General features: G+C 66.0%; 28 protein-coding genes. 13 read left to right on the forward strand and 15 right to left on the reverse strand.

Translation table 11 applies throughout. From position 1 onward, the window contains the following. Nucleotides 1-4: 4 nt before the first annotated feature. Genes puhE through BSY239_RS06420 form a run of 3 tightly spaced genes read left to right on the forward strand, consistent with a single transcriptional unit; the run spans nt 5 to nt 3,460 of the window. The gene (puhE, locus tag BSY239_RS06410) at nt 5-793 is read left to right on the forward strand and encodes a putative photosynthetic complex assembly protein PuhE (RefSeq protein ID WP_069046111.1); all 789 of its coding nucleotides are present in this window, start codon (nt 5-7) and stop codon (nt 791-793) included. Next, nucleotides 790-2,379, forward strand: coding sequence for a phytoene desaturase (locus BSY239_RS06415; RefSeq protein WP_236944146.1), 1,590 nt, complete (start codon nt 790-792; stop codon nt 2,377-2,379). The genes puhE and BSY239_RS06415 overlap by 4 nt, the downstream gene beginning before the upstream one ends. Continuing rightward, the gene (locus tag BSY239_RS06420) at nt 2,366-3,460 is read left to right on the forward strand and encodes a phytoene/squalene synthase family protein (protein WP_069048829.1); all 1,095 of its coding nucleotides are present in this window, start codon (nt 2,366-2,368) and stop codon (nt 3,458-3,460) included. Before BSY239_RS06415 ends, BSY239_RS06420 begins: the two co-directional genes overlap by 14 nt. A gap of 14 nt (nt 3,461-3,474) precedes the next feature. Here BSY239_RS06420 and BSY239_RS06425 read toward each other — a convergent pair whose 3' ends face one another. Next, nucleotides 3,475-3,954: a hypothetical protein gene (locus BSY239_RS06425; RefSeq protein ID WP_069046112.1), complete on the reverse strand. Its 480-nt coding sequence runs from the start codon at nt 3,952-3,954 to the stop codon at nt 3,475-3,477. A 251-nt stretch (nt 3,955-4,205) separates the two neighbouring features. On the opposite strand from BSY239_RS06425, the gene BSY239_RS06430 reads away from it, so the two are divergent. Beyond that, nucleotides 4,206-4,997: a Crp/Fnr family transcriptional regulator gene (locus BSY239_RS06430; protein WP_069046113.1), complete on the forward strand. Its 792-nt coding sequence runs from the start codon at nt 4,206-4,208 to the stop codon at nt 4,995-4,997. A 142-nt stretch (nt 4,998-5,139) separates the two neighbouring features. Next, on the forward strand, nt 5,140-6,000 hold the full coding sequence (locus tag BSY239_RS06435; protein ID WP_069046114.1) for a Crp/Fnr family transcriptional regulator: 861 nt from the start codon (nt 5,140-5,142) through the stop codon (nt 5,998-6,000). On the opposite strand, the gene BSY239_RS06440 is transcribed toward BSY239_RS06435, so the two are convergent. Genes BSY239_RS06440 through cysT form a run of 3 tightly spaced genes read right to left on the reverse strand, consistent with a single transcriptional unit; the run spans nt 5,985 to nt 8,880 of the window. Further along, nucleotides 5,985-7,076 carry a sulfate/molybdate ABC transporter ATP-binding protein gene (locus BSY239_RS06440; protein ID WP_069046115.1) on the reverse strand — a complete coding sequence of 364 codons (1,092 nt, stop codon included), beginning with the start codon at nt 7,074-7,076 and terminating at the stop codon, nt 5,985-5,987. The genes BSY239_RS06435 and BSY239_RS06440 overlap by 16 nt on opposite strands. After that, on the reverse strand, nt 7,073-7,993 hold the full coding sequence (gene cysW / locus BSY239_RS06445) for a sulfate ABC transporter permease subunit CysW (RefSeq protein WP_069046116.1): 921 nt from the start codon (nt 7,991-7,993) through the stop codon (nt 7,073-7,075). Before cysW ends, BSY239_RS06440 begins: the two co-directional genes overlap by 4 nt. Then, the gene (cysT, locus tag BSY239_RS06450) at nt 7,990-8,880 is read right to left on the reverse strand and encodes a sulfate ABC transporter permease subunit CysT (protein ID WP_069046117.1); all 891 of its coding nucleotides are present in this window, start codon (nt 8,878-8,880) and stop codon (nt 7,990-7,992) included. The genes cysW and cysT overlap by 4 nt, the downstream gene beginning before the upstream one ends. A 263-nt stretch (nt 8,881-9,143) precedes the next feature. Between cysT and BSY239_RS06455 the strand changes: the two genes are divergently transcribed. Then, on the forward strand, nt 9,144-9,344 hold the full coding sequence (locus tag BSY239_RS06455) for a hypothetical protein (RefSeq protein ID WP_069046118.1): 201 nt from the start codon (nt 9,144-9,146) through the stop codon (nt 9,342-9,344). Nucleotides 9,345-9,381: 37 nt separating this feature from the next. On the opposite strand, the gene BSY239_RS06460 is transcribed toward BSY239_RS06455, so the two are convergent. The 5 genes from BSY239_RS06460 to BSY239_RS06480 all read right to left on the reverse strand — a co-directional run bounded on the left by BSY239_RS06460 (nt 9,382) and on the right by BSY239_RS06480 (nt 12,449). Next, the gene (locus tag BSY239_RS06460; protein WP_069046119.1) at nt 9,382-9,855 is read right to left on the reverse strand and encodes a GFA family protein; all 474 of its coding nucleotides are present in this window, start codon (nt 9,853-9,855) and stop codon (nt 9,382-9,384) included. 26 nt (nt 9,856-9,881) lie between these two features. Beyond that, a complete protein-coding gene (locus BSY239_RS06465; RefSeq protein ID WP_069046120.1) occupies nt 9,882-10,175 on the reverse strand; it encodes a DUF1330 domain-containing protein in 294 nt (97 codons plus the stop codon). A 63-nt stretch (nt 10,176-10,238) separates the two neighbouring features. Further along, nucleotides 10,239-11,252, reverse strand: coding sequence for a sulfate ABC transporter substrate-binding protein (locus BSY239_RS06470; protein ID WP_069046121.1), 1,014 nt, complete (start codon nt 11,250-11,252; stop codon nt 10,239-10,241). Nucleotides 11,253-11,338: 86 nt separating this feature from the next. Further along, nucleotides 11,339-12,094 carry a hypothetical protein gene (locus BSY239_RS06475; protein ID WP_069046122.1) on the reverse strand — a complete coding sequence of 252 codons (756 nt, stop codon included), beginning with the start codon at nt 12,092-12,094 and terminating at the stop codon, nt 11,339-11,341. Between the two features lie 85 nt (nt 12,095-12,179). Then, on the reverse strand, nt 12,180-12,449 hold the full coding sequence (locus BSY239_RS06480; RefSeq protein WP_069046123.1) for a hypothetical protein: 270 nt from the start codon (nt 12,447-12,449) through the stop codon (nt 12,180-12,182). Between the two features lie 281 nt (nt 12,450-12,730). Between BSY239_RS06480 and BSY239_RS06485 the strand changes: the two genes are divergently transcribed. Both BSY239_RS06485 and BSY239_RS06490 read left to right on the forward strand, forming a co-directional pair. After that, nucleotides 12,731-13,567 carry an undecaprenyl-diphosphate phosphatase gene (locus BSY239_RS06485; RefSeq protein WP_069046124.1) on the forward strand — a complete coding sequence of 279 codons (837 nt, stop codon included), beginning with the start codon at nt 12,731-12,733 and terminating at the stop codon, nt 13,565-13,567. A 15-nt stretch (nt 13,568-13,582) separates the two neighbouring features. Then, the gene (locus BSY239_RS06490) at nt 13,583-14,221 is read left to right on the forward strand and encodes an exopolysaccharide biosynthesis protein (protein WP_069046125.1); all 639 of its coding nucleotides are present in this window, start codon (nt 13,583-13,585) and stop codon (nt 14,219-14,221) included. Nucleotides 14,222-14,358: 137 nt separating this feature from the next. Here the strand turns inward: BSY239_RS06490 and BSY239_RS06495 are convergent, their stop codons facing one another. After that, entirely contained in the window at nt 14,359-15,426 is a 1,068-nt protein-coding gene (locus tag BSY239_RS06495) for a DMT family transporter (RefSeq protein ID WP_069046126.1), read from the reverse strand. A 98-nt stretch (nt 15,427-15,524) separates the two neighbouring features. Here BSY239_RS06495 and BSY239_RS06500 point away from each other — a divergent pair, with 98 nt between their 5' ends. Further along, complete coding sequence (locus BSY239_RS06500) at nt 15,525-15,737, forward strand: hypothetical protein (protein ID WP_069046127.1); 213 nt, start codon at nt 15,525-15,527, stop codon at nt 15,735-15,737. 21 nt (nt 15,738-15,758) lie between these two features. Here BSY239_RS06500 and BSY239_RS06505 read toward each other — a convergent pair whose 3' ends face one another. The 3 genes from BSY239_RS06505 to BSY239_RS06515 are packed head-to-tail and all read right to left on the reverse strand — an operon-like array spanning nt 15,759 to nt 17,544. After that, the gene (locus tag BSY239_RS06505) at nt 15,759-16,388 is read right to left on the reverse strand and encodes a transmembrane anchor protein (protein ID WP_069046128.1); all 630 of its coding nucleotides are present in this window, start codon (nt 16,386-16,388) and stop codon (nt 15,759-15,761) included. A 20-nt stretch (nt 16,389-16,408) separates the two neighbouring features. Then, complete coding sequence (locus tag BSY239_RS06510; RefSeq protein WP_236944147.1) at nt 16,409-17,083, reverse strand: HupE/UreJ family protein; 675 nt, start codon at nt 17,081-17,083, stop codon at nt 16,409-16,411. Between the two features lie 35 nt (nt 17,084-17,118). Continuing rightward, nucleotides 17,119-17,544: a Cd(II)/Pb(II)-responsive transcriptional regulator gene (locus BSY239_RS06515; RefSeq protein WP_069046130.1), complete on the reverse strand. Its 426-nt coding sequence runs from the start codon at nt 17,542-17,544 to the stop codon at nt 17,119-17,121. Between the two features lie 80 nt (nt 17,545-17,624). Here BSY239_RS06515 and BSY239_RS06520 point away from each other — a divergent pair, with 80 nt between their 5' ends. After that, nucleotides 17,625-18,278, forward strand: a complete 654-nt coding sequence (locus BSY239_RS06520; protein ID WP_069048830.1) for a cation transporter — start codon at nt 17,625-17,627, stop codon at nt 18,276-18,278. Nucleotides 18,279-18,348: 70 nt separating this feature from the next. Here BSY239_RS06520 and BSY239_RS06525 read toward each other — a convergent pair whose 3' ends face one another. Both BSY239_RS06525 and BSY239_RS06530 read right to left on the reverse strand, forming a co-directional pair. Then, nucleotides 18,349-18,999: a LysE/ArgO family amino acid transporter gene (locus BSY239_RS06525; RefSeq protein WP_069046131.1), complete on the reverse strand. Its 651-nt coding sequence runs from the start codon at nt 18,997-18,999 to the stop codon at nt 18,349-18,351. Nucleotides 19,000-19,051: 52 nt separating this feature from the next. Continuing rightward, a complete protein-coding gene (locus tag BSY239_RS06530) occupies nt 19,052-19,846 on the reverse strand; it encodes an IclR family transcriptional regulator (protein ID WP_069046132.1) in 795 nt (264 codons plus the stop codon). A 204-nt stretch (nt 19,847-20,050) separates the two neighbouring features. Here BSY239_RS06530 and BSY239_RS06535 point away from each other — a divergent pair, with 204 nt between their 5' ends. The 3 genes from BSY239_RS06535 to BSY239_RS06545 are packed head-to-tail and all read left to right on the forward strand — an operon-like array spanning nt 20,051 to nt 22,036. Beyond that, nucleotides 20,051-20,503, forward strand: a complete 453-nt coding sequence (locus tag BSY239_RS06535) for a type II 3-dehydroquinate dehydratase (RefSeq protein WP_069048831.1) — start codon at nt 20,051-20,053, stop codon at nt 20,501-20,503. A 58-nt stretch (nt 20,504-20,561) separates the two neighbouring features. Continuing rightward, a complete protein-coding gene (gene dctP, locus BSY239_RS06540) occupies nt 20,562-21,551 on the forward strand; it encodes a TRAP transporter substrate-binding protein DctP (RefSeq protein ID WP_069046133.1) in 990 nt (329 codons plus the stop codon). A gap of 2 nt (nt 21,552-21,553) precedes the next feature. Continuing rightward, nucleotides 21,554-22,036: a TRAP transporter small permease gene (locus BSY239_RS06545; protein ID WP_069046134.1), complete on the forward strand. Its 483-nt coding sequence runs from the start codon at nt 21,554-21,556 to the stop codon at nt 22,034-22,036. Nucleotides 22,037-22,041: the final 5 nt, after the last annotated feature.

Genomic DNA, 22,041 nt, shown 5'->3' on the forward strand with positions numbered 1-22,041 from the left:
ACCCATGACCGATCTCTCCAGCTCCGTGGCAGCGCCAGCGCTGTTTGCGTTGCTGTGCTGGTGGTTCGGCACGGGTGCCATCCTGTGGCTGGTGCGCAGGGCGCCCACCACCTTCCCCTGGACGCTGGGTGTCTTGAGCCTGCTGCTGCTCGGCAGCCTGTGGACCACCCAGCTCAGCATGCAGGACCACACCGTGGGCAGCGCCTACCTCGCATTTGCCAGCGTGATCGTGATGTGGAGCTGGCACGAGATGGCCTTTCTCACCGGCTGGCTCACCGGCCCGCGCCGCGTGCCGCTGCAAGCCGGGGCCCGCGGCTGGACGCGTTTCACGCAGTCGGTGCGGGCGGTCATCTGGCACGAGCTGGCCTTGCTGGCGAACTTCGGCGTGTTGCTGTGGATGCAGCAGAGCCAGGCCGGGCATGTGGCGATCTGCACCTTTGCCTTGCTCTGGTGCATGCGCTTCTCGGCCAAGATGAACCTGTTTCTGGGGGTTCCCGAGACCGGCGAGCAGTACCTGCCCAGCCACCTGTTGTACCTGGCGAGCTACTTCAAGCGCGGGCCGCTCACGCTGTTCTATTACCTCACGGTGGGCCTCTCGTGCGCCCTGTGGGCCTGGATGGTGTGGCAGGTGTCCAGCGGCACGGCAACGGTGACCACCGGCTGGGTCCTGCTGGCGGCCTTGCTGGGCCTGGCCATCGTGGAACACGTGATCATGGCGTTTCCCACGCCCATGCAGAAACTCTGGGGCTGGGCCATGTCGCGCAGCCCGGTGATCAAACCGGAAAAAGCATGAACGCCTTTCGCACGCCCGAAGACCTGTGGGACCTGCCGCCTTCGTCCCGCGCCATGAACACCCGGTCCTCCGACGCTCCCCACGCGGTCATCGTCGGCAGCGGCTTTGGTGGCCTGGCCTCGGCCGTGCGCCTGGCCGCCAAAGGCTGGCGCGTGACCGTGCTGGAGAAGCTCGACGCGCCCGGTGGCCGCGCCTATGTGCACCGCCAGAACGGACACACGTTCGACGCCGGTCCGACCATCATCACCGTGCCGTTTTTGTTCGAAGAACTGTGGGCGCTGGCCGGGCGCAAGCTGTCCGACGACATCGAGCTGCGGGCCCTCGATCCGTTCTACCGCATCCGCTTCGACGACGGCGACGAGTTCAACTACAGCGGCGACCCTGACAAGATGCGCGCCGAAGTTCGCCGCATCAGCCCCGGCGACGCTGCGGGCTACGAGCGCTTCATGGCCGAGGCCGACCACTGTTACCGCCTGGGCTTCGAGGCGCTGGGTGACAAGGCATTCGACACCGTGGGCGACCTGATCAAGGCCAGCCCGGCCATCTTCAAGATGCGCGGCTGGCGCAGCCTGCACGCCATGGTGGCGGCGCACCTCAAGCACCCCAAGCTGCGCATGGCCATGAGCCTGCAGAGCCTGCTGATCGGTGGCAACCCGTTTTCGGTGACCTGCATCTACAGCCTCATCAACGCCCTGGAGCGCAAGTACGGTGTGCACTGGGCCGTGGGCGGCACAGGCAAGCTCGTGCAAGGGCTGGTGAGTTTGCTGGAGGGGCAGGGCGGTGTGTTGCGCTGCAACGCCGAAGTGAAACGCATCGAGGTGGACCAGGGCGTGGTCACCGGCGTGACGCTGGCCAGTGGTGAGCGCATCAGCGCCGACATCGTGGTGTCGAACGCCGACACCGCCTGGACCTACCGCAACCTGATCGAGGCCAGACACCGACGCCACTGGACCGACCGCAAGGTGGAGAACGGGCGCTACTCCATGAGCCTCTTCGTCTGGTACTTCGGCACCAGCCGACAGTACACAGACGTTCCGCACCACATGATGCTGCTCGGCCCGCGCTACAAGGAGCTGCTGAAAGACATCTTCAGCCGCCACAAGCTGGCCAAGGACTTCAGCCTCTACCTGCACCGACCCACGGCAAGCGACGCGTCCATGGCGCCCGCCGGGCACGACACGTTTTATGCACTGGCCCCGGTGCCGCACCTGGACAGCGGCACCGACTGGTCACGGCAGGCCGAATCGTTCCGCCAGGCCATCGCCGAGGTGCTGGACCGCACCGTGCTGCCGGGCTTCGAGCAGCACGTCACCGCTTCGCTGCTCACCACGCCGCAGGATTTTCACGACCGCCTGCTGTCCTTCAAGGGAGCGGCCTTTGGCCTGGAGCCGCTGCTGCTGCAAAGCGCGTGGTTCCGCCCGCACAACCGAAGCGAAGACGTGGATGGCCTCTTCATGGTGGGTGCCAGCACCCACCCCGGCGCGGGTGTGCCGGGTGTGCTGATGTCGGCCAAGGCGCTGGACTCGGTGGTTCCTTCTGCAGATACGTGGCACCAAGCCCATGGCCGCTCACATGCCACACGCTGACACATCGGCGCCGCGCGCCTCGGTCGACCTGGACGCCTGCGTGGCGCTCATGCGCACCGGCTCCAGGACCTTCTTTGCTGCCAGCCGCCTGCTGCCGGTTCGTGTGCGCGCCTCGTCGATCGCGCTCTACGCCTTCTGCCGCGTGGCCGACGACATGGTGGACAGCGGCGAGATGGGCATTGATGAAGCCATGCGCGTGCTCTCGCACCGGCTGGACCTCATCTATGCCGGTGACCCGCAGGACTGCGTGGAAGACCGGGCGCTGTCGGTGGTGGTGCAGCGCCACGAATTGCCGCGCCCGCTGCTCGACGCCTTGCTCGACGGCTTCGCCTGGGACGCGCAGGGCCGGCGCTACGACACGCTGGAGCAGGTGCACGACTACGGCGCGCGTGTGGCCGGCAGTGTGGGCGCCATGATGTGCTGGATCATGGGCGTGCGCAGCCCGCAGGCGCTGGCGCGGGCGTGTGAACTCGGCGTGGCCATGCAGCTCACCAACATCGCGCGCGACGTGGGCGAAGACGCGCGCAACGGTCGCTTGTACCTGCCGCGCCAGTGGATGGCGCAGGCCGGCATCGACACCGAGGCCTGGCTGCTGCAACCTGTGGGAACCCCGGCACTGCAGGGCGTGGTGTCCCGACTGCTCGATGAAGCCGACCGGCTGTACGAACAGGCCGCTGCCGGCATTGCGCAGTTGCCGCGCGACTGCCGTTCGGCCATCCTGGCCGCGCGTTTGATCTACGCCGAGATCGGCCAGCAGCTGCGCCGCGACGGTCTGGACCCGTGCGCGCGCCGTGCGGTGGTGCCGGCCTCGCGCAAGCTGGTGCTGTTGGCGTGTGCCTCGGTGCAATCGGGTTGGGTGGGGCGTTCGGCCGCAGCTGTGCCGCCGCTGGCCGCCATTGCCTACCTGGTGGATCAGTGCCAGACGCTGGAGGACGCCGCGTTTTCCAGCGGCGTGTCCACGCGCCCGTTCAACCAGCGCATGGCCTGGATGCTGGAGATGTTCGAGCGGGTCGAGGCTCGGCGTCTTGAAGAGCGGGAGACGCACCGGAGTCGCCCGGCAGCCTCGCAGCTGTCGCACTGACCGGGCTGTTCGCCTCAGGGCAGTTCGGCGATCAACTCGGCCTTGCGCCGGGCCATGCGGTGGCCGAGTTCTTCCAGATCGATGTCCGAGGCCTTCACACGCGGAAACAGGCTGGTGTGCAGGTCCGACACATGCTCGTTCACCGTCTGGGCCAGCACCTGGATCGGGCCGTCCACATGCTCGGCCACCGGTTCCAGACTCTGGATGTGGGCGACCATGGCTTTCATGGCCGCGTGTTCCGGGGTGGCCTGCGGCAGCACCGACTCCACCGCCGGGTAGAAGATCTCTTCCTTGAGCTGCGCATGCACCACCACCGTGCTGCAGATGCGCTGCACCAGGAAACGCTTGTTGTTCACCGAGCGTGTGTTCTCGAAGGCAGCGAACATTTGCTGCAGTTCGTTGTGGTCGACCAGCAGCTGCGTGATGGCATTGGCCACCGGACGGCGCGGCTCGACCCGACGGGATTTGCGGCCTCGGGGGACGGGCGTGGTCATGGGTGCTTTCTGAAATCCTGATGGCGGCATGGGGGATGCGATGAAGCTGGCCCTCTCACCGTAAGGCCCCGTCGCGCGCAGGTCTGTGCGTTCTCGAACACTGCTGCATGCGATAACCCTTCGGGCATGTGTGTGAAAACGAACAGACTCCTGTGGGGCACCGCTCTGCAAATAGACTCACGACCAACTCAACAACGTGCATCGACCCGCTCTGCACGTCGACCTGGTGGTCTACCCGGACAAGAACAACAATGACAACCAACGTCCACCCCCAAGACGCTGCTGAATGGCCCGACAAGGCACCTCCTGCCGCCATGCCCTGCACCGAGTGCCCCCTGCGGCCCCTGGCGCTGTTCGTTGACCACACCCCCGAAGAACTGGAGCTGGTTCAGTCGCTCAAGCGCCGCTCCTTGCGCGTGGAAGCCGGCGAGACCCTGATCCACGAGGGCCAGACCGACTCACCGCTCTACACCTTGCTGCAAGGCTGGGCCTTCCGCTACAAGACCTTGAGCGACGGACGGAGGCAGATCCTGACCTTCCTGCTCGCGGGCGACTTCATCGGTGTGCAACAGAAGATGGGCGATGCAGCCGCCCACGGCGTGGACACGCTCACCTCGGCCAGCTTCTGCCTGTTCCAGCGCGACGCGCTGTGGGAAATTCACCGCCGCTCGCCCACCATGGGCTTCAACGTGACCTGGCTCACCGCGCACGAGGAATCGCTGGTGGACGACACCTTGCTGTCGGTGGGGCGGCGCAGCGCCGAGGAGCGCATCGCCAGCACGCTGATCCTGCTGTTCAAGCGCGCCGCCGCGCTGCAGGACGACAAAGGCAAGGGTGGCGTGGTGTGGCCGCTCACGCAGCAGCACATCGCCGACGCCCTGGGACTGTCGCTGGTGCACACCAACAAGACGCTGCGCAAGTTGGAGAAGCGCGGCTTGCACGAGATCAAGGACGGCCGCCTGTACCTGCGGGATGTGAAGGCCTTGGCCAGGCTGGCCGATTTGTATGGTGACGGTCATCCGCCGCAGCGCCCCCTGGTCTGATGGCGTTGGTGAGGCAGATCACCCTGGGATGTAACCGATTGACAAGTTGTGTAAAGCGGTGGCCGCATGTGTCTTTCGACATGGAAAACCCATATGCGTCAACCTACATTGCGCCCAGAGAACAAACACGAGGCGCACTGCATTGACACACACAGCCATTTCCCACCGCGAGCAGAACCAGTTGCTCGCGGCCATGCCGTTTGACGACTGGCGCTACATCGAATCCCATCTGGAGTGGGTCGAGATGCCCGCCCACAGCACCCTGTTCGAGGCCGGCAGCAGTCTGCGCCACGTTTACTTTCCCACCACGGCCGTGGTCTCGCTGGTCTCCACCATGCTGGACGGCGCCACCGTGGAGGTGGCCGCGGTGGGCAACGAAGGCATGGTGGGTGTGGACGCCTTCATGGGCAGCAGCAACGCCAACAACGGCACCACCGCCAGTGGCACGGTGATGGCGCAGAACACCGCCCTGGTGAGCCGGGGCGGACATGGCTACCGCATGAGCGCGCAGTCCATCGCCCACCAGGCCAAACGCTCGGAGCAGGTGATGCACCACCTGCTGAACTACACGCGAACGCTGTTCCTGCACATGTCGCAGACCTCGGCCTGCAACCGCCATCACTCGCTCGACCAGCAACTCGCGCGCTGGCTGCTGGTGCACCTGGATCGCCAGGCCGACGACGAGCTGCACATCACGCAGGAGCGCATCGCCAGCATGCTGGGCGTGCGCCGCGAGGGTGTGACCGGTGGAGCCTTGCGCCTGCAGAAGGCCGGCGTGATCCGTTATGGCCGTGGCCAGATGTCGGTGATCGACCGCGCCGGCCTGGAAGCCCACAGCTGCGAATGCCACGGCGTGATCCGCGACGCGTACACCCGTCTGACCAACGACGCGGCGTTGCAGGTCAAGCCGGCAGCACACGCACATCCGGCGGCGCCATCGGGTGGTGCTGCCGTGGGGTGCAGCCGGTCCGACGGTTGGCCGACGGCTCAGGCTTCCACCTGAGGCTGCAGGAACACTCGCGCCTTGCGCGGCGCCACCACCACGGTGTCGCCTTCCCGGATGCCGAGCTCCTTGAAGCGGTCGGCCGAGAGGTGGGCTTCGATCAGCTTGGGCGGGTCGCCGTTGGTGGGTGATGCCACCGGCAGGAGTTCCAGGCGGGCGATCGGTCCCACCACCACCGCGCGGTCGAGCTTGACCACCATGCCGTTCAGGCCGGCCGCATAGGGCAGCACGTCGAGCTCGTGCGGACGCACATAGGCAAAGGCCTGTGCGTCCTGCGCACCGGCGTGTTCGGGCGAAGCGAACGACACACCCTCCAGGTGCATCTGGCCTTCGTGAGCGCGGCCATGAAACAGGTTCACATCACCCAGGAAGCCGTACACGAACGGGCTGGCCGGGCGGTCCCACACCTCTTGCGGTGCGCCCACCTGTTCCACATGGCCCTGGTTCATGAGCACGACACGGTCGGCCACTTCGAGGGCTTCCTCCTGGTCGTGCGTGACGAACACGCTGGTCACGTGCAGTTCGTCGTGCAGGCGGCGCAACCAGCGGCGCAGTTCCTTGCGCACCTTGGCGTCGAGCGCGCCGAAGGGTTCGTCCAGCAGCAGCACCTTGGGCTCCACCGCGAGCGCCCGCGCGAGCGCAATGCGCTGGCGCTGTCCGCCCGAGAGCTGCGAGGGGTAACGGTCGGCCAGCCAGTCGAGCTGCACCAGCTTGAGCAGGTCGTGCACCTTGCTTTGGATCTGCGCGTCGCTCGGGCGTTCGCCGCGCGGCTTCACGCGCAGGCCGAAGGCCACGTTTTCCAGCACGGTCATGTGGCGGAACAGCGCGTAGTGCTGGAACACAAAACCCACGTTGCGCTCGCGCACATGCACGTCGGTGGTGTCCTCGCCGCTGAAGAAGATGTTGCCGGTGTCCGGCGTCTCCAGCCCGGCAATGATGCGCAGCAGCGTGGTCTTGCCGCAGCCCGAGGGGCCGAGTAGGGCGAGCAGCTCGCCCGAGCGGATGTCGAGGTTGACGTTGTTCAGCGCCTGGAAGCTGCCGAAGTGTTTGTTGATGTTGCGGATTTCAATGCTCATAGGTGTCTTTCTCTTACTCCCTCGCCCCTCTGGGGAGAGGGGGCCAGAAAAGGCACTGGCGCCGAAGGCCGCTCGGGTGGCAGCTCGGCCAGTGCTGTCATCTCGGCTTCCATGCGCCACTCGGCCGCCGACTTGATCACCAGCGTGACCAGGGCCAGCAGCGCCAGCAGCGAGGCCACCGCAAATGCGGCCACCGACTGGTACTCGTTGTAGAGCACCTCCACGTGCAGCGGCATGGTGTTGGTCTGGCCGCGGATGTGGCCCGAGACCACCGAGACCGCGCCGAACTCGCCCATGGCCCGCGCATTGCACAGGATCACGCCGTAGATCAGGCCCCACTTGATGTTGGGCAGGGTCACGTACCAGAAGGTCTGCCAGCCGCTGGCGCCCAGCACCTGCGCGGCCTGCTCTTCGTCGTTGCCTTGCGCCTGCATCAGCGGGATGAGTTCGCGCGCAATGAACGGGAAGGTGACGAAGACCGTGGCCAGGATGATGCCGGGCACGGCGAAGACGATCTTGATGTCGTGCGCCATCAGCCAGGGACCGAACCAGCCCTGCGCGCCGAACACCAGCACGTAGATCAGGCCCGCCACCACCGGTGACACCGAGAACGGCAGGTCGATCAGCGTGGTGAGGAAGGACTTGCCACGGAACTCGTACTTGGCGATGCACCAGGCCGCGGCCACGCCGAACACCAGGTTCAGCGGCACCGCAATGGCCGCCGTCATCAGCGTCAGCCGGATGGCCGACCACGCGTCGGGCTCCTGCAGTGCTTCCCAGTAGGCGTCCCAGCCCTTGCGAAGGGCTTCGGTGAACACCGCTGCGAGTGGCAGCACCAGGAAGAGGAACATGAAGACCAGCGCCACGCCGATCAGCGTGCGGCGCACCCAGGGTGCTTCTGTGCGTGCAGCGCTCATGCCATCACCCCACCGGAACGTTTGCGTTGCCAGGTTTGCAGACCGTTGATGAGCAGCAACAGGATGAATGAAATGACGAGCATCACCGTGGCCACGGCGGTGGCGCCGGCGTAGTCGTACTGCTCGAGTTTGCTGATGATGATGAGGGGTGTGATCTCGGAAATCATGGGCATGTTGCCGGCGATGAAAATCACCGAGCCGTATTCACCCACCGCCCGCGCAAACGCCATGGCAAAGCCGGTGAGCAGGGCTGGGGCGATGCAGGGAAAGATCACCCGGCTGAAGGTCTGCCACCGTGTGGCGCCCAGGCAGGTGGCGGCTTCTTCCAGTTCTTTCTCGGTGTCTTCGAGCACCGGCTGCACCGTGCGCACCACGAACGGCAGGCCGATGAAGATGAGCGCGATCACCACGCCGTTGGGGTTGAACGCGAGCTGCAGGCCCAGCGGCTCGGTGTACTGGCCGATCCAGCCATTGCCGGCCAGGATGGCGGTGAGCGAAATGCCGGCCACGGCGGTGGGCAGCGCGAAAGGCAGGTCCACCAGCGCGTCGACGATCTTCTTGCCGGGAAAGCTGTAGCGCACCAGCACCCAGGCCACCAGCAGACCAAACACCGCGTTGACGCAGGCTGCTGTGAACGAGGCGCCGAAGGTCAGCCGGTACGAGGCCACCACGCGCGGCGCGGTGACCGCTTCCCAGAACTGCGGCCAGGTCAGCGTGAAGGTCTTGAAGATCAGCGCCGAGAGCGGGATCAGCACGATCAGGCTCAGGTAAAAAACCGTGAAGCCCAGTGTGATGTTGAAGCCCGGCAGCACGCGGCGCGTGGCACGACGAGGCAGGGGGGCCATGGGCGAGGCGCTGGCCAGGGCCACGCGCAAGGTGTTGTTCATGAATGCTTCAGATGGACGCAGGATCCGAAGAATTCTGGATGCCGGCCTCTGCGGCACCAACGACTTTGTTCTTGTTTTCTTATGTGGTCCGGGCATATGCCGCTGCGGCCGCGTGCCACACCGTGGGCATCTTCAAATGACGCCCACACGAAACTTTTGATTGACGTGTTTCCTCCAATCCCGCAGGCTGCAAGCCTTGAGTGCTGTGGGCTGCGCTATGCAGCGGTCCGTCGCAACCCGATGAACCTTTGGCAGGAGCTTCCATGGACCACAGACAACCTTCCCCCGACGACGCGCTGGCCGACCACCCACTGGACTATTCAGATCCGGAACTGCGCGCCTATGCAGATGAGCAGGCCGAAGACATCCTGGATTCGGTGGTGCACTACATGCCTTTGCTGCTGCCGACCATGGGTGCCATCCTGATCTTCATGCTGGCCTTCATTGCGGTGTTCATGGCCTGAGTGCGGCGCTCGGTGACAGGCACCGGCACGGCAACGCTCACGGGTGGCGCTGGTGCCACTCCTTGAGCGAGAAGTCCGGGTAGCCGGCGAAACATGGGTCGCCTTTGTGGCCTTCCACCGCCACCCAGGCCGCCTTCGAGTCCAGCAGGATGTGCACGTTCGCTGGCGGCGTGGGCAAGGGCGTGTCGATGGCTCCGGCGTGGGGGTGCACCAGCTCGGGCCAGGTGGGGTCCCACAGCCAGAGTGCCGTGCCGCATTTGCCGCAAAAATGACGTTGTGCGCTGCTCTGCCGCACATGCCCGCCCTCGACGATCTGCGCCTGGTAGACGCGCAGGTGGCGTTTGCCGGTGACCTTCAGGGTGTGGTGGTCGGCGCCGAGGTTGATGGCGTAGCCACCCGTGCCCGCTGTTTTTCGGCAGACGGAGCAGTAGCAGCGCATGAACGGCACTGGCTCGGTGGACTCCACCGAGAACTTGACGCTGCCGCAATGGCACGAACCTTCCAGGTGCATGGCGCCTCCGCCCGTGAGGTCGGTGTTTATGTCAGGGCTTCGATGATGCGGATGTCCCGCTCTGCCCCTTGGCCGAGCGCTGCCAATGCTTCCTGGTAGGCCGGGCTGTCGTGCGCCGCGGTGGCCTGTGCCACGCTGTCGAACTCGATCAGGACGGCGCGCTGGTTGACGCCAGCCTCGTACACGTGGGCGGGCATGCCGCGCGCGAGGAAACGCGCACCTGCGGCTTGCAGCGCCGGACCGGCCAGGGCTGCATAGGCCGCAAGTGCGGCGGGGTCGCTGACGGAGCGGTAGGTGGAGATCCAGTAGGCCTTGGGCATGTACGTTCCTTGGTGTGATGGGATGGAATCAGAGGGCTCCATCCTATGTGACACCCGGTCGCCTTACTTCCTCGTGTAGATCTGGTCAAACGTGCCGCCGTCGGCGAAGTGCACCTTGGCCGCCTGCTCCCAACCGCCGAACGCGTCTTCGATCTTGAAGAGGTTGAGCCTGGGCAGTTGCTTGGCGTACTTGGCCTGGGCCTTGGTCGAGGTGGGGCGGTAGAAGTGTTTGCCGATGATGTCTTGCGCCTCGTCGGTGTAGAGGTAGTCCAGGTAGGCCTGGGCCACCGCGCGGGTGCCCTTTTTGTCCGCGTTCTTGTCGACCACGGTCACGGCGGGTTCGGCCAGGATGGACAGCGAGGGGTAGACGAAGTCGACCTTGTTGCCGAATTCCTTGTCCAGCAGCCAGGCCTCGTTTTCCCAGGAGATGAACACGTCGCCCTGGGCGCGCTGTGCGAAGGTGATGGAGGAGCCGCGCGCGCCCGAGTCGAGCACCGGCACGTTGGCGTAGAGCTTGGCCACGAATTCCTTGGCTTTGTCATCGCTGCCGTACTTGCGCTTGGCGAATTCCCACGCGGCCAGGTAGTTCCAACGCGCGCCGCCCGAGGTCTTGGGGTTGGGGGTGATGACCTTCACGTCGGGGCGGATCAGGTCGTCCCAGTCCTTGATGTTCTTGGGGTTGCCTGCGCGGGTCACGAGCACGATGGTGGAGGTGTAGGGCGAGCTGTTGAGTGGCAGGCGTTTCTGCCAGTCTTTCGGAATCCAGCCGCCGTTGTTGTGCAGCGCGTCGGTGTCGCCCGCCAGGGCCAGGGTGGCCACATCGGCGCCGAGGCCGTCGATGATGGAGCGGGCCTGCTTGCCCGAGCCACCATGGCTTTGCTGGATGGTCACGTCCTGGCCGGTCCTGGCCTTCCAATGTTTGATGAACGCGGCGTTGTACTCCGCGTAAAGCTCACGGGTCGGGTCGTACGACACATTGAGCAGGGTCACCGGCGCAGGTTGGGCGTTGGCCGAAAAGGCGCCTGCGGTGAGGGCGGTGGCTGCAAGGGCCCGGATCAGGTGGCGGCGGGTGGTCATGTCGTTCCTTGTGTGAAGCGGTTGAAAGTGACCGGATGATCCGGGCTTCAGCGCCGTTCAGGAACGAATGGATTGTTGGTTGTTTATTACCGGATCATCTGAGCCAAAAGCCCTGGTGGCGGCACACCAAACACCGTTTGCAGGGTCTTCTGTTCGGGCAGCACGTACACCATGGCCTGCTGCGCCGAGAAGGTGGGCGCGATGTGGGCATCGAAGAAATTCGCGGGAATGTTGATGCAGCCGTAGCTGATGCGGTTGTCGTCGGACGACTCGCTGGCCAGGCGCTGCAGACGGCGCTCTTTGGGGACGTTGGCGCGCACCCGGTGCATGGACACGGCGGCGCCGTAGTCGACCCACACCACGTCTTCGCCACCCAGGTTGAGCCCGCGCTGTCCCACAAATCGGCCAGCGGGCGTGGTGCGTTCTTCGGGCAGCACATCGGCAATGGCCTTGTCGCCGATGCCGGGCACCGAATCGTCGCCGGCAGCAGAACCCAGCAAGACGGCGGTGTGGTCCAGCAGCCGCGCTTGCGCGTCAAACACATACAGATGGGCCGCGCGCTTGTCGATCAGCACAAACGGCCTGGCCGCGTGGTCGTTGGTGGATGCGACCCAATGGGCCATGAGACGGGCGTCGTCCGACACGTTCACGTTGCCCAGCTCGGCCAGCCGTTTGGGTGCCACCTCCGCCGTGACCTGTGCAGGCGCAGAGGCGAGCGCACCACCGGGTCCCCAGCTGCCGGGCGGCGCCAGCAAGGCGAGCATGGCCAGGCCGGCCAGCACGCCGTTGCGGGCGGCGGGCCACAGGTTGTCCTGTGTGTCGATCGGCTCAGGGGTGTTCATGGGTGTGGCGTGCACTGCGGGTCAGGCGGTGCGCCCCCCGCAACCACAAGGGTCCGGGGGGCGCTGGGCAGGACTGCAGGAGCGGTCAGTTGCGATCGGCGCGCGCCATGGGCTCGTTCATCGCGGCGCTGTTGTTCATGCTGTCGGTGGTGGCGGGCGCCGGCGTGGTCATGCCGCCGCTGGGTGGTGTGGCCATGGGGGTGGTGGTGGTGGTGGACGGGCTGTCCTGCGTGGTCACGCCGGGGGTGGCGCTGGTGCCGGACCCTGGGGTGGTGGTCTGTGCGAACACCAGACCGACCGAGCCGACGACGGCCAATGCGGCCAGGGAAGATGTGATGAGGTTGGAGGTCTTCATGGTTGATCCTTTGAAAGACTGCTTGAAGCAGGTTGCACACTCGCAGCCGAAGGTGTCGACTGGCTTTCAGGTTATGGGCGTGGAGAGCAGGGGTCTGTATGCGAGCGTACGCATGAGGTGTGAGGCTGGTAACAGCGCGTGTGTGCGGGACCGCCCCGATATACTGCCGGCACCCTGCGCGGGCACCCGTTTTTTCACGCCATCCACCGAACACACATCCCCATGACCACGAGTCTTCCCGTCCATTCCGCTGTCAGCCACGTGCTGAACAAGCGCCGCCTGTGAGCGCCACGGTCTGGGCCGAAGCGGCCTTTCTCGGTCTGGTGCAGGGGCTCACCGAATTCCTGCCGGTGTCGTCCAGCGCCCACCTGCGCATCCTGGGGCCGCTGTTGCCATCGGGCGGCGACCCCGGCGCGGCCTTCACCGCCATCACCCAGATCGGCACCGAAGCGGCGGTGTTGATCTACTTCCGCAAGGACATCCTGCGCATCCTGCAAGCCTGGTGGAAATCGTTGACACAAGCCGAGTGGCGCCGCGACCCCGATGCGCGCATGGGGTGGCTGATCCTGATCGGCACGCTGCCCATTGCGCTGCTGGGCCTGGCTTTCAAGGATGCGATTGAAGGCCGGCTGCGCAACCTCACGCTGACTGCCGTGATGCTGATCGTGTTCGGTGTGCTGCTGGCCATTGCGGAGCGCGTGGGCTCCAAGCAGCGCACGCTCAAGGAACTCTCCTGGAGCCATGGGCTGCTGTTCGGGCTGGCGCAGGCCATGGCGCTCATTCCGGGTGTGTCGCGCTCCGGTGGCACCATCACGGCCGGCCTGCTCATGGGCTACACCCGCGAGGCTGCGGCGCGTTACTCGTTCTTGCTGGCCATACCCGCCGTGATGGCCTCGGGCTTCTACCAGCTCTACCGCAGCTGGGAGGTGGGTAGCCCCATTGCCCCCGGCCCGACCGCACTGGCCACGCTGATCGCCTTCGTGGTGGGCTACGGCGTGATCGTGTGGTTCCTGCGCCTGGTGTCGACCCGCGGCTACATGCCGTTTGTGGTGTACCGCGTGGCGCTGGGCTGCGTGGTGCTGGTGTTGCTGGCCACGGGCGTGTTGAGCGCCATCTGAGCGAGGCGTCCGGCCTTGAGCTCGACCGACGTGGCCGTGCAGGCGCGGCAGGGCAACGTGCCGCTGTCGTTGGTCCTGTTCCGCCTGGCGAACGACAACAGCCGTGAACGCATCTCGGTGGGCGACCTGCTCGCCGCCCTGGGCGACCGCGCCATCGGTGCGCTCATGTTCTTTTTCGCGGCGCCCAACATCCTGCCGGTGCCACCGGGCGTGTCCACCTTGCTCGGAGCGCCCCTGCTGTTTCTCTCGGCCCAGCTCATGCTCGGCATGCGGCCTTGGTTGCCCGGTGTCATCACCCGGCGATCGATCTCGCGCGACGACCTCGCCACCCTGGTGCGGCGCATCGTGCCCTGGCTGGCCAAGGCCGAAAAGTTGCTCAAGCCGCGCGCCTCGGTGCTGGTGAGGCCACCGGTGGAGTATTTCGTGGGACTGGTGTGCCTGGTGCTGGCCGCCATCCTGATGCTGCCCGTGCCCCTGGGCAACACCTTGCCTGCGCTGGCCATCAGTCTGCTGGCGTTGGGCGTGCTGGAGCGCGACGGCGTGTGGATCGGCATCGGCTTGCTGGCCTCGGCGGTGGCGGGCGTTGTGGTCTCGGGCGTCGTCTGGGCCATGATCAAGGCCACCGTGTACCTGCTCGCCCGCTTGATGTCTTGAGCCACCGGCCGGGCCCCGGCCGCAGGGTTCTTCCACCCGATCCAACAAGCCACCGAAATGTCAAAACCTTCCAACACCTTCGAGTGCAGCATGGAGAAGGCGATCTTTCCCAGCCGCAAGAGCGACTGACCTGCGGCTCAGTGCCGGTGCAGGTGGTGCGCGTCCGGCGCATGCGGGTGCTCGTGTTGCGTCGGGGCGTGCTGGTGCCAGTGGCTGTGCGTGCCGTGCGGCATGGGCTGGTGTGTGTGCAGGTGGTGGCCGTCGTCGTGTGAGTGGGCGTGTTCGTGCTCCAGCGCCTCGTGCGTGTGCGCATGGCTGTGGCGCTCCATCAGGTGCAGCAGCACGCCCAGCACCATGAGCCCACCACCCACCCCCATGAGTGCACTGCCCGAGCGTTCGCCCAGAACAAAGGCGCCCGCCGCTCCAATGAACGGGGCAAAGGCGAACACCGAGCCGGTGCGCGCTGCGCCAAAGCTGCGCTGCGCGAGCAGGTAGAAGCGCAGACTCAGGCCGTAGCCGGTGGCACCCACGGCCAGCAAGGCCAGTGCGTTGGTCCAGCCGGGCAGGGCTTCGCGCCACAAGAGGGCCAGCGCCACGGTGGCGCCGCAGCCCAGCAGCGCCTTGGCCCAGACCACCTGGCCAGGGTCTCGATCAGCCACGCCGCGCGAGAGTGTGTTGTCCACGCCCCAGGCCGCAGTGGCCAGCGCCACGGCCAGCAGGCCCAGCAGCTGCACCTGTCCCGCCAGGCCTTGCTCGACGACGAGCAACGCACCCCCGGCGAGCAGCAGCAACACGGCGCCGATCACGCGGCGGTCCATGGTTTCGCCAAACCAGCGCCAGGCCAGCACCGCTGTGAAGACTGCCTCACACGTGAGCATGAGCGAAGCGCTCGTGCCGCTGGTGCGCTGCAGCCCCCAGGCCAGCGCCACCGGCCCGATGACCGCGCCGCTGGCCGCCATGGCGAACAGGCGGGGCAGGTCGGTGCGGCGCAGCTGCGCCTCACGTCGGGCGGGCTGGCGCAGCAGCAGCGCCACCAGCGCCGCCCCGGCGTAGAGCAGCGCCGCCGTGCTGAACGGGCCGACACCCGTCCCGAAGCGTTGCACCAGCGGCGTGCTCAGACCAAACAGCACCGCAGCCACCAGGGCCAGCAGGCCGCCGCGCAGGGCAGGGGAGAGCGGTGCGGGAGAACGTGGGTTGTGGGTCATGGCGAGAAGCAGCGGAACGACGTGCCCAGCGTATGCCAGCGCACCGACTTTGTGGCCAACAAGCGGTGATGCTCGGTGTCTTTCACTGGGGGATTCTCATGGCACAAAAAGCACTCATCGTCGGCAAGGTCGAGTTCCGCAGTGGCGACGGCCCGAATGTGGCCATTCGCCCCGGTCCGGTGGACCTGAACCGCGGCATCAACGACGTGACCTTGAGCTGGACCGACGAGGACACGCACGGCTCTGCAGCCATTCCATTGGCCGACTTCAAACGCTACGTGGCCGAGGGGCTCATCAAGCTGGACGCCTGAAGTCGGCGTCGGCAACAGCCATCAGATCGCCCGCTTGATGTCGCTGTACGTGCCACGCGTGCGCAGCACCAGGGTCACGTCGGCCCGGCCCCGGTTGCGCCAGTACCAGCCGTGGTTGCCCGTGAAGGCCGCGACCAGAGCGCCTTCGTCGGCCGGAACACCGCGCCCCTTTTCGTAGCTGATGGAGCGGCCACCTCCGTCGCCGTGCGTGTCGAAATTGACCGCGCCTCCTTCCACCACCCAGCTGAATTCGGCCTTGTCGCCTTCGCGCATGCGCAGTTTGATTTCGGCGCCTTCTCCCGGGGCGAGCGTCACGCGCATCTCGTCGCGCCAGGGTGCTGCCTGCTCCGCGTCAACGACAGGCGCTGGCGCCTGGGGCGTTGCAGTGGCCGCCGGGGCCGGCGCCGGCGCCACCGCAGCTGTCGGCGTTGCCGCGTCCGCTTCGGCCTCTGCAGCCAGTTGCTGTTTGATCTCGCCCATCTCGGTCAACCGCAGCACACGCCCGATGCCGGTGGGGTCGATGCCGTACTCGGCCGGCAGTACGACGGCGATCAGCAGGACGGTGGCCGAGAGGGCGGCCAGCAGGGTGGAGCGCAGCAGTTGCCGGGACGTCGGCAGGTCTGAAGGCGGTGGGGTGTTGCTGTTGTACATGGTCGAAAGATCCCTGGGTGTCACGACACGAAGTAGCCGGTGAGCTGCATGCCCACCAGGACGAAGCCCGCGCTCATCATGGCGACGTTGGCGGTGTACGCATGGCGCACAAAGCCGGGTGTGCGCCGCCAGAAGCCCATGCCGATCAGGATGACGGCGAGCGCCAGCAGCTGGCCGATCTCCACGCCGACGTTGAACGCCAGCAGGTTGGGCACCAGGCCATCGGGCGAGATCCCGTACTCCAGAATCTTGGTCGCCAGACCAAAGCCGTGGAACAGGCCGAACACCAGTGTGGCCACGCGCGTGTCGGGCTGGAAGCCCAGCCAGCGCTGAAAGGCTCCGAGGTTGTCGAGCGCCTTGTAGACCACCGACAAGCCGATGATCGCGTCGATGAGGTGGCTGTTGATCCCGACGTTGAAATACACGCCCAGGAGCATGGTGGTGGAGTGACCCAGCGCAAACAGGCTCACATACAGGCCGATGTGCGAGAGCCGGTACAGAAAGAAGATCACCCCGAACAGGAACAGCAGGTGGTCGTAGCCGGTCACCATGTGCTTGGCACCCAGGTACATGAAGGGCAGCAGGTTGACGCCAGAGATTTCCTGGATGTATCCCTTGTCGCCCTCGGTCACCGCGTGGGCCAGGGCCTCACTGGAGCCAACAAGCAGCGCGAGAAAAAACACCAGCACAAGCATCGGTTGCCCGAGCCCCGCCTTGCATGGATGCCTGCTCATGGTGCTGCGTGGCAGGCACACGCCTCGCCGTGTGCCGCCGACACCAGTTCGTCCAGGATGCCGCAGTGCCCCTCGTGCTTGCCAGAGCAGCGCGCCCGCAACTGCAGGAGTTGTTTCTCCAGCGCACGCATGCTCTTGAGCCGCGCGCGAACGCGCGCCAGTTGTTCATCCACCAGCAGGTCCACGTCGCTGCAATCGGCCAGCGGCGCATCCACAAAACCCAGCAGCCGGCTCACATCGGCCAGCGGCATGTCCAGCGCGCGGCAGTGGCGAATGAAGGACAGGCGCTCCAGGTGCTCGGCTGCGTAGTCGCGGTAGCCGTTGTCGCGCCGCGCCGGCTCGGGCAGCAGGCCCTGTTTTTCGTAGTAGCGGATGGTTTCCACATCCACGCCCGTGGCGCGGGCCAGTTCCTTGATCTGCATGTTGAAGCCCTTCGGTCAAACCCGTGGTTGACACTGTAGCGGCTCCAGGGTTTCCAATGCAGGCATCGAAAGGAAAAACCATGTCCGCCCATTGCTGTGACCACGACACCCCCAAGCTTGATGCCATCGTCAACCTGCCTCGCTACCGCAAGATCCTGTGGATTGCGCTGATCGTCAACGCCGCCATGTTCCTCATCGAGATCGGCGCGGGCCTGCAGGCCGGTTCGCTGTCGCTGCTGGCCGACGCCGTGGACTTTGCGGGCGACGCCCTCAACTACGCCGTGTCGCTCGCCGTGCTGGCGTCTGCCCTGGCCTGGCGCGCGCGCGCGGCCATGCTCAAGGCGGTGAGCATGATGGGCTTTGGCCTCTATGTGCTGGGCGCCGCGGTGTGGGCCGTGTGGCAGGGCGGCGTGCCGCAGGCCGTGACCATGGGCGCGGTGGCGCTGCTGGCGTTGGTGGCCAATGTGGCTGTGGCGTGGATGCTCTACGCGTTTCGCGAAGGCGACGCCAACATGCGCAGCGTGTGGCTGTGCTCGCGCAACGACGCCATCGGCAACGTCGCGGTGTTCATGGCCGCGCTCGGCGTGTTCGGCACCGGCTCCGCCTGGCCCGACCTCCTGGTGGCCAGCCTGATGGCCGCGCTCGCGCTGCACGGCGGGTGGACGGTGATGCGGCAGGCGAAGGGCGAGCTGGGTGAGGACGCCGGCAAGGACCACCATGGTCACGTTCACTGAGCGACCCCGGCCGATGCGATGAGCATCCTGTCGATGGCTGCGCAGGGCCATCGCCTGTGCCTGGGAGCCCTCAGGTGCTGGGGAAGGCGTGGCGCACCAGCAGCGCTGCCAGCACCCACATGGTCACACCGATCAGCCCGTCCAGCACCCGCCATGCCTTCGGACGCGCAAACCAGGGCGCCAGCCAGCGTGCGCCGAAACCGAGCAGCCCGAACCAGACCAGGCTGGCCGTGCTCGCGCCGGCCACGAACCAGCCACGCAGGGACGCTGGCTGCTGCGCACCGATGCTGCCCACCAGCAGCACCGTGTCCAGGTAGACGTGGGGATTGAGCAGCGTGAACGCCGCCGCCTGCGCCACTGCCGCGCCGCGGCTGAACGTCTCGCCGCCCTCGGACGCCTTCAGAAGCTGCGGGTTGCGCGCTCGACGCAGGGCCAGCCACCCGTAGACCGCCAGAAACGCCGCGCCGGCGAGCGCCAGCGCACGTGCGATGCCGGGGCTGTCTGCCAGGGCCTGTGCCATGCCCAGCACGCCCGCCATGATCAGCACGGCGTCTGCCACCGCACAGAACATCACCACACTGCCCACATGTTCGCGGCGAAGTCCCTGGCGCAGCACAAAGGCGTTCTGCGCGCCAATGGCCACGATGAGTCCGAGGCTCAGGAACAGGCCCTGCATGAAGACCGGACCCGCGCCGGACAAGCTGGAAAAAAACGTCGTCATGCGGCGAGGTTGCCAGCTCGTTTGCGTGAGGGAAAACCAGGGAGGATGACCCTCAGCCCTTGCCCAGCGGAGGTCGGCCGAACAGGTTGGAGGCATTGCTGATGGGCCCGAGTTCGGCCGCGGCGGCGAGCAATGCGGGCGCGAGGTTCTGCATGACGTCCATGGTGAGGCGCTGGCGCGGCCCGGCGATGCTGATGACGCCGATGGCTTCCTTGCGACGCAACACCGGTGCGGCCATGGCGTTCATGCCGGGGGCGAACACTTCGTCGATCATGGCGCAGCCGCGCACGCGCGCAGCGTGCAGAAAGCCCAGCAGCGACTTGATGGTGGTCGGCGCCTTGGGTCCGTAGTCCTTCTGCGCCCCGAAGCCTTGCCGTGCCACCAGTTCGAGCGCGCGCTCGTCGCTCAGCGTGAGCAGCCAGGCGTGACCGGACGCGGTGCATGAGAGGCGCGCTTCCATGCCCATGTCGGGGTCGTATCGGATGCCTTGCTGCCGTGTGCCCTGGGCCTTGGCCACCCAGATCAGACGCTCGTCGTCCACGATCGACAGCCGCACGAGCTCGCCCGATTGCTGCGCCAGCCGCTCCAGCAGCGGCTCGGCAATGTCGACGATGCCCGCGTGGCTGAGATACCCCAAGCCGAGCGAGACCACCTTGGTCGTGAGTTGGTAGTCACCCTGTTTGCGTTTCTGCCGCACATAGCCACAGTGCTGCAGGTCACCCAGCAGGCGATGACAGGCGCTCGGGGGAATGTCGAGGTCTTGCGCCATGAGGGCCAGGGGCAAACCGTCGGGATTGCGTGAGAGGTGTTCCAGCAGCGCAAGGCCGCGGTCGAGGGCAAGGTTCATGGATAATTTCTTGATGTGGAAAGACTTTCCAATTTGGAAAGTCTTTCCTGAACCGGGGCAAGAATCGGATCGAAGACACGGCGTCACCAAGTTCCCGGTGATTCCGACACGACAAATCTGGAGACAAATGTAGGGCCAAGCCCACGACACGCCAAGCCGCCGTATCAGGCGGGCTTGCCCGAACGCACCCACGACCGCACCACCATGACCCACACCGTCTTCATCCTCAACGGCCCCAACCTCAACTTGTTGGGCATCCGCGAACCGCATCTGTATGGCCACACGACGCTGGCCCAGATCGAACAGCGCTGCCGTGCGGTGACCGCCGAACTTGGCCTGCAGTGCGAGTTTCGGCAGTCCAACCACGAAGGCGTGCTGATCGATTGGGTGCAGGAAGCGCGTGCCCTGGGCGCCTCGGTGGTCATCAATCCCGCAGGCCTGTCGTTTCGCTCGATTCCCCTGCTTGACGCGCTCAAGACCCTGGACCAGCCGGTGATGGAGGTGCATCTCACCAACATCCACCGCCGCGAAGCGCTGTACCAGCAGTCGATCATCTCGCTGGGCGCCACCGGCGTGATCTGCGGACTCGGTCCGTTGGGCTACGAACTTGCGCTGCGCGCAGTCAGCGAGCACGTCAAGTCCACCGCAACGACATGATCACGCGCCCCGGTTTCATCTGCTTTTCCCGCCAACGATACCCACAGGAGACAACACCATGAACACTGCCTTCACCCGCCGCACCGCCCTCGTCACAGGTGCCACCCTGGCCGCTGCCACGCTGTGGCCCGGTCTGGCCCAGGCCCAGAGCACGCTGCGTTTTGCCGCCGTCTTTGCCGACACCGACATCCGCGCCGAGATGATGAAACGCCTGGCCGCCGACGTGGCCGCGGACCACAAGATCGACCTGTTCCTCAACTCCACGCTGTTCCGCCAGGGCACCGAGCTGGTGGCGCTGCAGCGCGACAACCTGGAGATGGGCAACATCTCGCCGCAGGACATTTCAAAGCAGGTGCCGGCCTGGTCGCTGCTGACATCGGCCTACCTGTTCCGCGATGCCAACCACCTCAACGCCTTCTTCGCCAGCGACATGGGCGTGCAGATGAAGAAGCTGGTGGAAGACCAGCTCAAGGTGAAGATCCTGGGGCCGGTGTTTTTCGGTACGCGCCATGTGGGTCTGCGTGGCAAGAAGAAGATCAACACGCCGGCCGATCTGGCGGGCGTGAAGCTGCGCATGCCTCCGGGTGACGCCTGGCAACTGCTGGGCCGCTCGCTGGGTGCCAACCCCACGCCGCTGGCCTACGCGGAGACCTACACCGGCCTGCAGACCGGCACGGTGGACGGCCAGGACAACCCGCTGCCCAACGTGCAGAACATGAAGTTCAACGAGGTGATGGGCCAGATCGTGCTCACCTCGCACCTGGTGGGTTTTGACCTGCTCACGCTCAACCTGAAGACCTGGCAGGCCATGTCGCCCGACAAACAGCGCGCCTTCCAGGCCGCGGCCGACAAGGCCATTGCCTGGAGCACCGCCGAGCACCAGAAGCGCGAGGCCGATCTGGCCGAGGGCTTCCGCCGCGGCGGGCTGGACGTGTACGCGCCCAACATCAACGCTTTCCGTGACCACGCGCAGAAGATCTACCTGGCCTCGGATGAGGCCAAGGCATGGCCAGCCGGCATGATCGACAAGATCAACGCAATGAAGTGAGGATGCGCGCCCTACGCCGCATCGCCGACGGGGTGGCCGCAGCTCTGCTCGCGGTCATCTTCATCGCCTTCATCCTGCAGATCGTCCTGCGCTACGTGTTCGACTGGCCGGTGGGCTGGACCGCCGAGATCTCGCTGGTGGCCTGGCTCTGGCTGGTGCTGTGGGGTGCGGCCTTCGTGCTCAAAGACGAAGACGAGATCCGCATCGACCTGCTCGATGTGGTGGCCGGCCCCCGGGTGCGACGCATCGCCAGAGCCATCGGCTCCATCGGCATCGTGGTGCTCTTCGGCATGGCGCTGCCGGCCACCTGGGACTATGTGAGCTTCATGAAAGTGGAGAGCACCTCCTACCTCAAGATCCGCTTCGACTGGCTGTTCTCGATCTACCTGGCGTTTGCAGTGGCCGTGATTGCACGGCACCTGTGGTTCATCGTGGGCCTGCTGCGCGCTCCGCGCGTTGAGCCGATCGACCCTCCCTCCACCTGAGGCAT

Origin of the sequence: Hydrogenophaga sp. RAC07 (genome assembly GCF_001713375.1) — a bacterium.
GTDB lineage: Bacteria > Pseudomonadota > Gammaproteobacteria > Burkholderiales > Burkholderiaceae_C > Hydrogenophaga.

Bases quoted from the DNA above. Each gene is read 5' to 3' on its own strand.
- puhE (WP_069046111.1), top strand. From the start codon at position 5: ATGACCGATCTCTCCAGCTCCGTGGCAGCGCCAGCGCTGTTTGCGTTG.
- BSY239_RS06415 (WP_236944146.1), top strand. From the start codon at position 790: ATGAACGCCTTTCGCACGCCCGAAGACCTGTGGGACCTGCCGCCTTCG.
- BSY239_RS06420 (WP_069048829.1), top strand. From the start codon at position 2,366: ATGCCACACGCTGACACATCGGCGCCGCGCGCCTCGGTCGACCTGGAC.
- BSY239_RS06425 (WP_069046112.1), bottom strand. From the start codon at position 3,954: ATGACCACGCCCGTCCCCCGAGGCCGCAAATCCCGTCGGGTCGAGCCG.
- BSY239_RS06430 (WP_069046113.1), top strand. From the start codon at position 4,206: ATGACAACCAACGTCCACCCCCAAGACGCTGCTGAATGGCCCGACAAG.
- BSY239_RS06440 (WP_069046115.1), bottom strand. From the start codon at position 7,076: ATGAGCATTGAAATCCGCAACATCAACAAACACTTCGGCAGCTTCCAG.
- cysW (WP_069046116.1), bottom strand. From the start codon at position 7,993: ATGAGCGCTGCACGCACAGAAGCACCCTGGGTGCGCCGCACGCTGATC.
- cysT (WP_069046117.1), bottom strand. From the start codon at position 8,880: ATGAACAACACCTTGCGCGTGGCCCTGGCCAGCGCCTCGCCCATGGCC.
- BSY239_RS06455 (WP_069046118.1), top strand. From the start codon at position 9,144: ATGGACCACAGACAACCTTCCCCCGACGACGCGCTGGCCGACCACCCA.
- BSY239_RS06460 (WP_069046119.1), bottom strand. From the start codon at position 9,855: ATGCACCTGGAAGGTTCGTGCCATTGCGGCAGCGTCAAGTTCTCGGTG.
- BSY239_RS06465 (WP_069046120.1), bottom strand. From the start codon at position 10,175: ATGCCCAAGGCCTACTGGATCTCCACCTACCGCTCCGTCAGCGACCCC.
- BSY239_RS06470 (WP_069046121.1), bottom strand. From the start codon at position 11,252: ATGACCACCCGCCGCCACCTGATCCGGGCCCTTGCAGCCACCGCCCTC.
- BSY239_RS06475 (WP_069046122.1), bottom strand. From the start codon at position 12,094: ATGAACACCCCTGAGCCGATCGACACACAGGACAACCTGTGGCCCGCC.
- BSY239_RS06480 (WP_069046123.1), bottom strand. From the start codon at position 12,449: ATGAAGACCTCCAACCTCATCACATCTTCCCTGGCCGCATTGGCCGTC.
- BSY239_RS06495 (WP_069046126.1), bottom strand. From the start codon at position 15,426: ATGACCCACAACCCACGTTCTCCCGCACCGCTCTCCCCTGCCCTGCGC.
- BSY239_RS06500 (WP_069046127.1), top strand. From the start codon at position 15,525: ATGGCACAAAAAGCACTCATCGTCGGCAAGGTCGAGTTCCGCAGTGGC.
- BSY239_RS06505 (WP_069046128.1), bottom strand. From the start codon at position 16,388: ATGTACAACAGCAACACCCCACCGCCTTCAGACCTGCCGACGTCCCGG.
- BSY239_RS06510 (WP_236944147.1), bottom strand. From the start codon at position 17,083: ATGCTTGTGCTGGTGTTTTTTCTCGCGCTGCTTGTTGGCTCCAGTGAG.
- BSY239_RS06515 (WP_069046130.1), bottom strand. From the start codon at position 17,544: ATGCAGATCAAGGAACTGGCCCGCGCCACGGGCGTGGATGTGGAAACC.
- BSY239_RS06520 (WP_069048830.1), top strand. From the start codon at position 17,625: ATGTCCGCCCATTGCTGTGACCACGACACCCCCAAGCTTGATGCCATC.
- BSY239_RS06525 (WP_069046131.1), bottom strand. From the start codon at position 18,999: ATGACGACGTTTTTTTCCAGCTTGTCCGGCGCGGGTCCGGTCTTCATG.
- BSY239_RS06530 (WP_069046132.1), bottom strand. From the start codon at position 19,846: ATGAACCTTGCCCTCGACCGCGGCCTTGCGCTGCTGGAACACCTCTCA.
- BSY239_RS06535 (WP_069048831.1), top strand. From the start codon at position 20,051: ATGACCCACACCGTCTTCATCCTCAACGGCCCCAACCTCAACTTGTTG.
- dctP (WP_069046133.1), top strand. From the start codon at position 20,562: ATGAACACTGCCTTCACCCGCCGCACCGCCCTCGTCACAGGTGCCACC.
- BSY239_RS06545 (WP_069046134.1), top strand. From the start codon at position 21,554: ATGCGCGCCCTACGCCGCATCGCCGACGGGGTGGCCGCAGCTCTGCTC.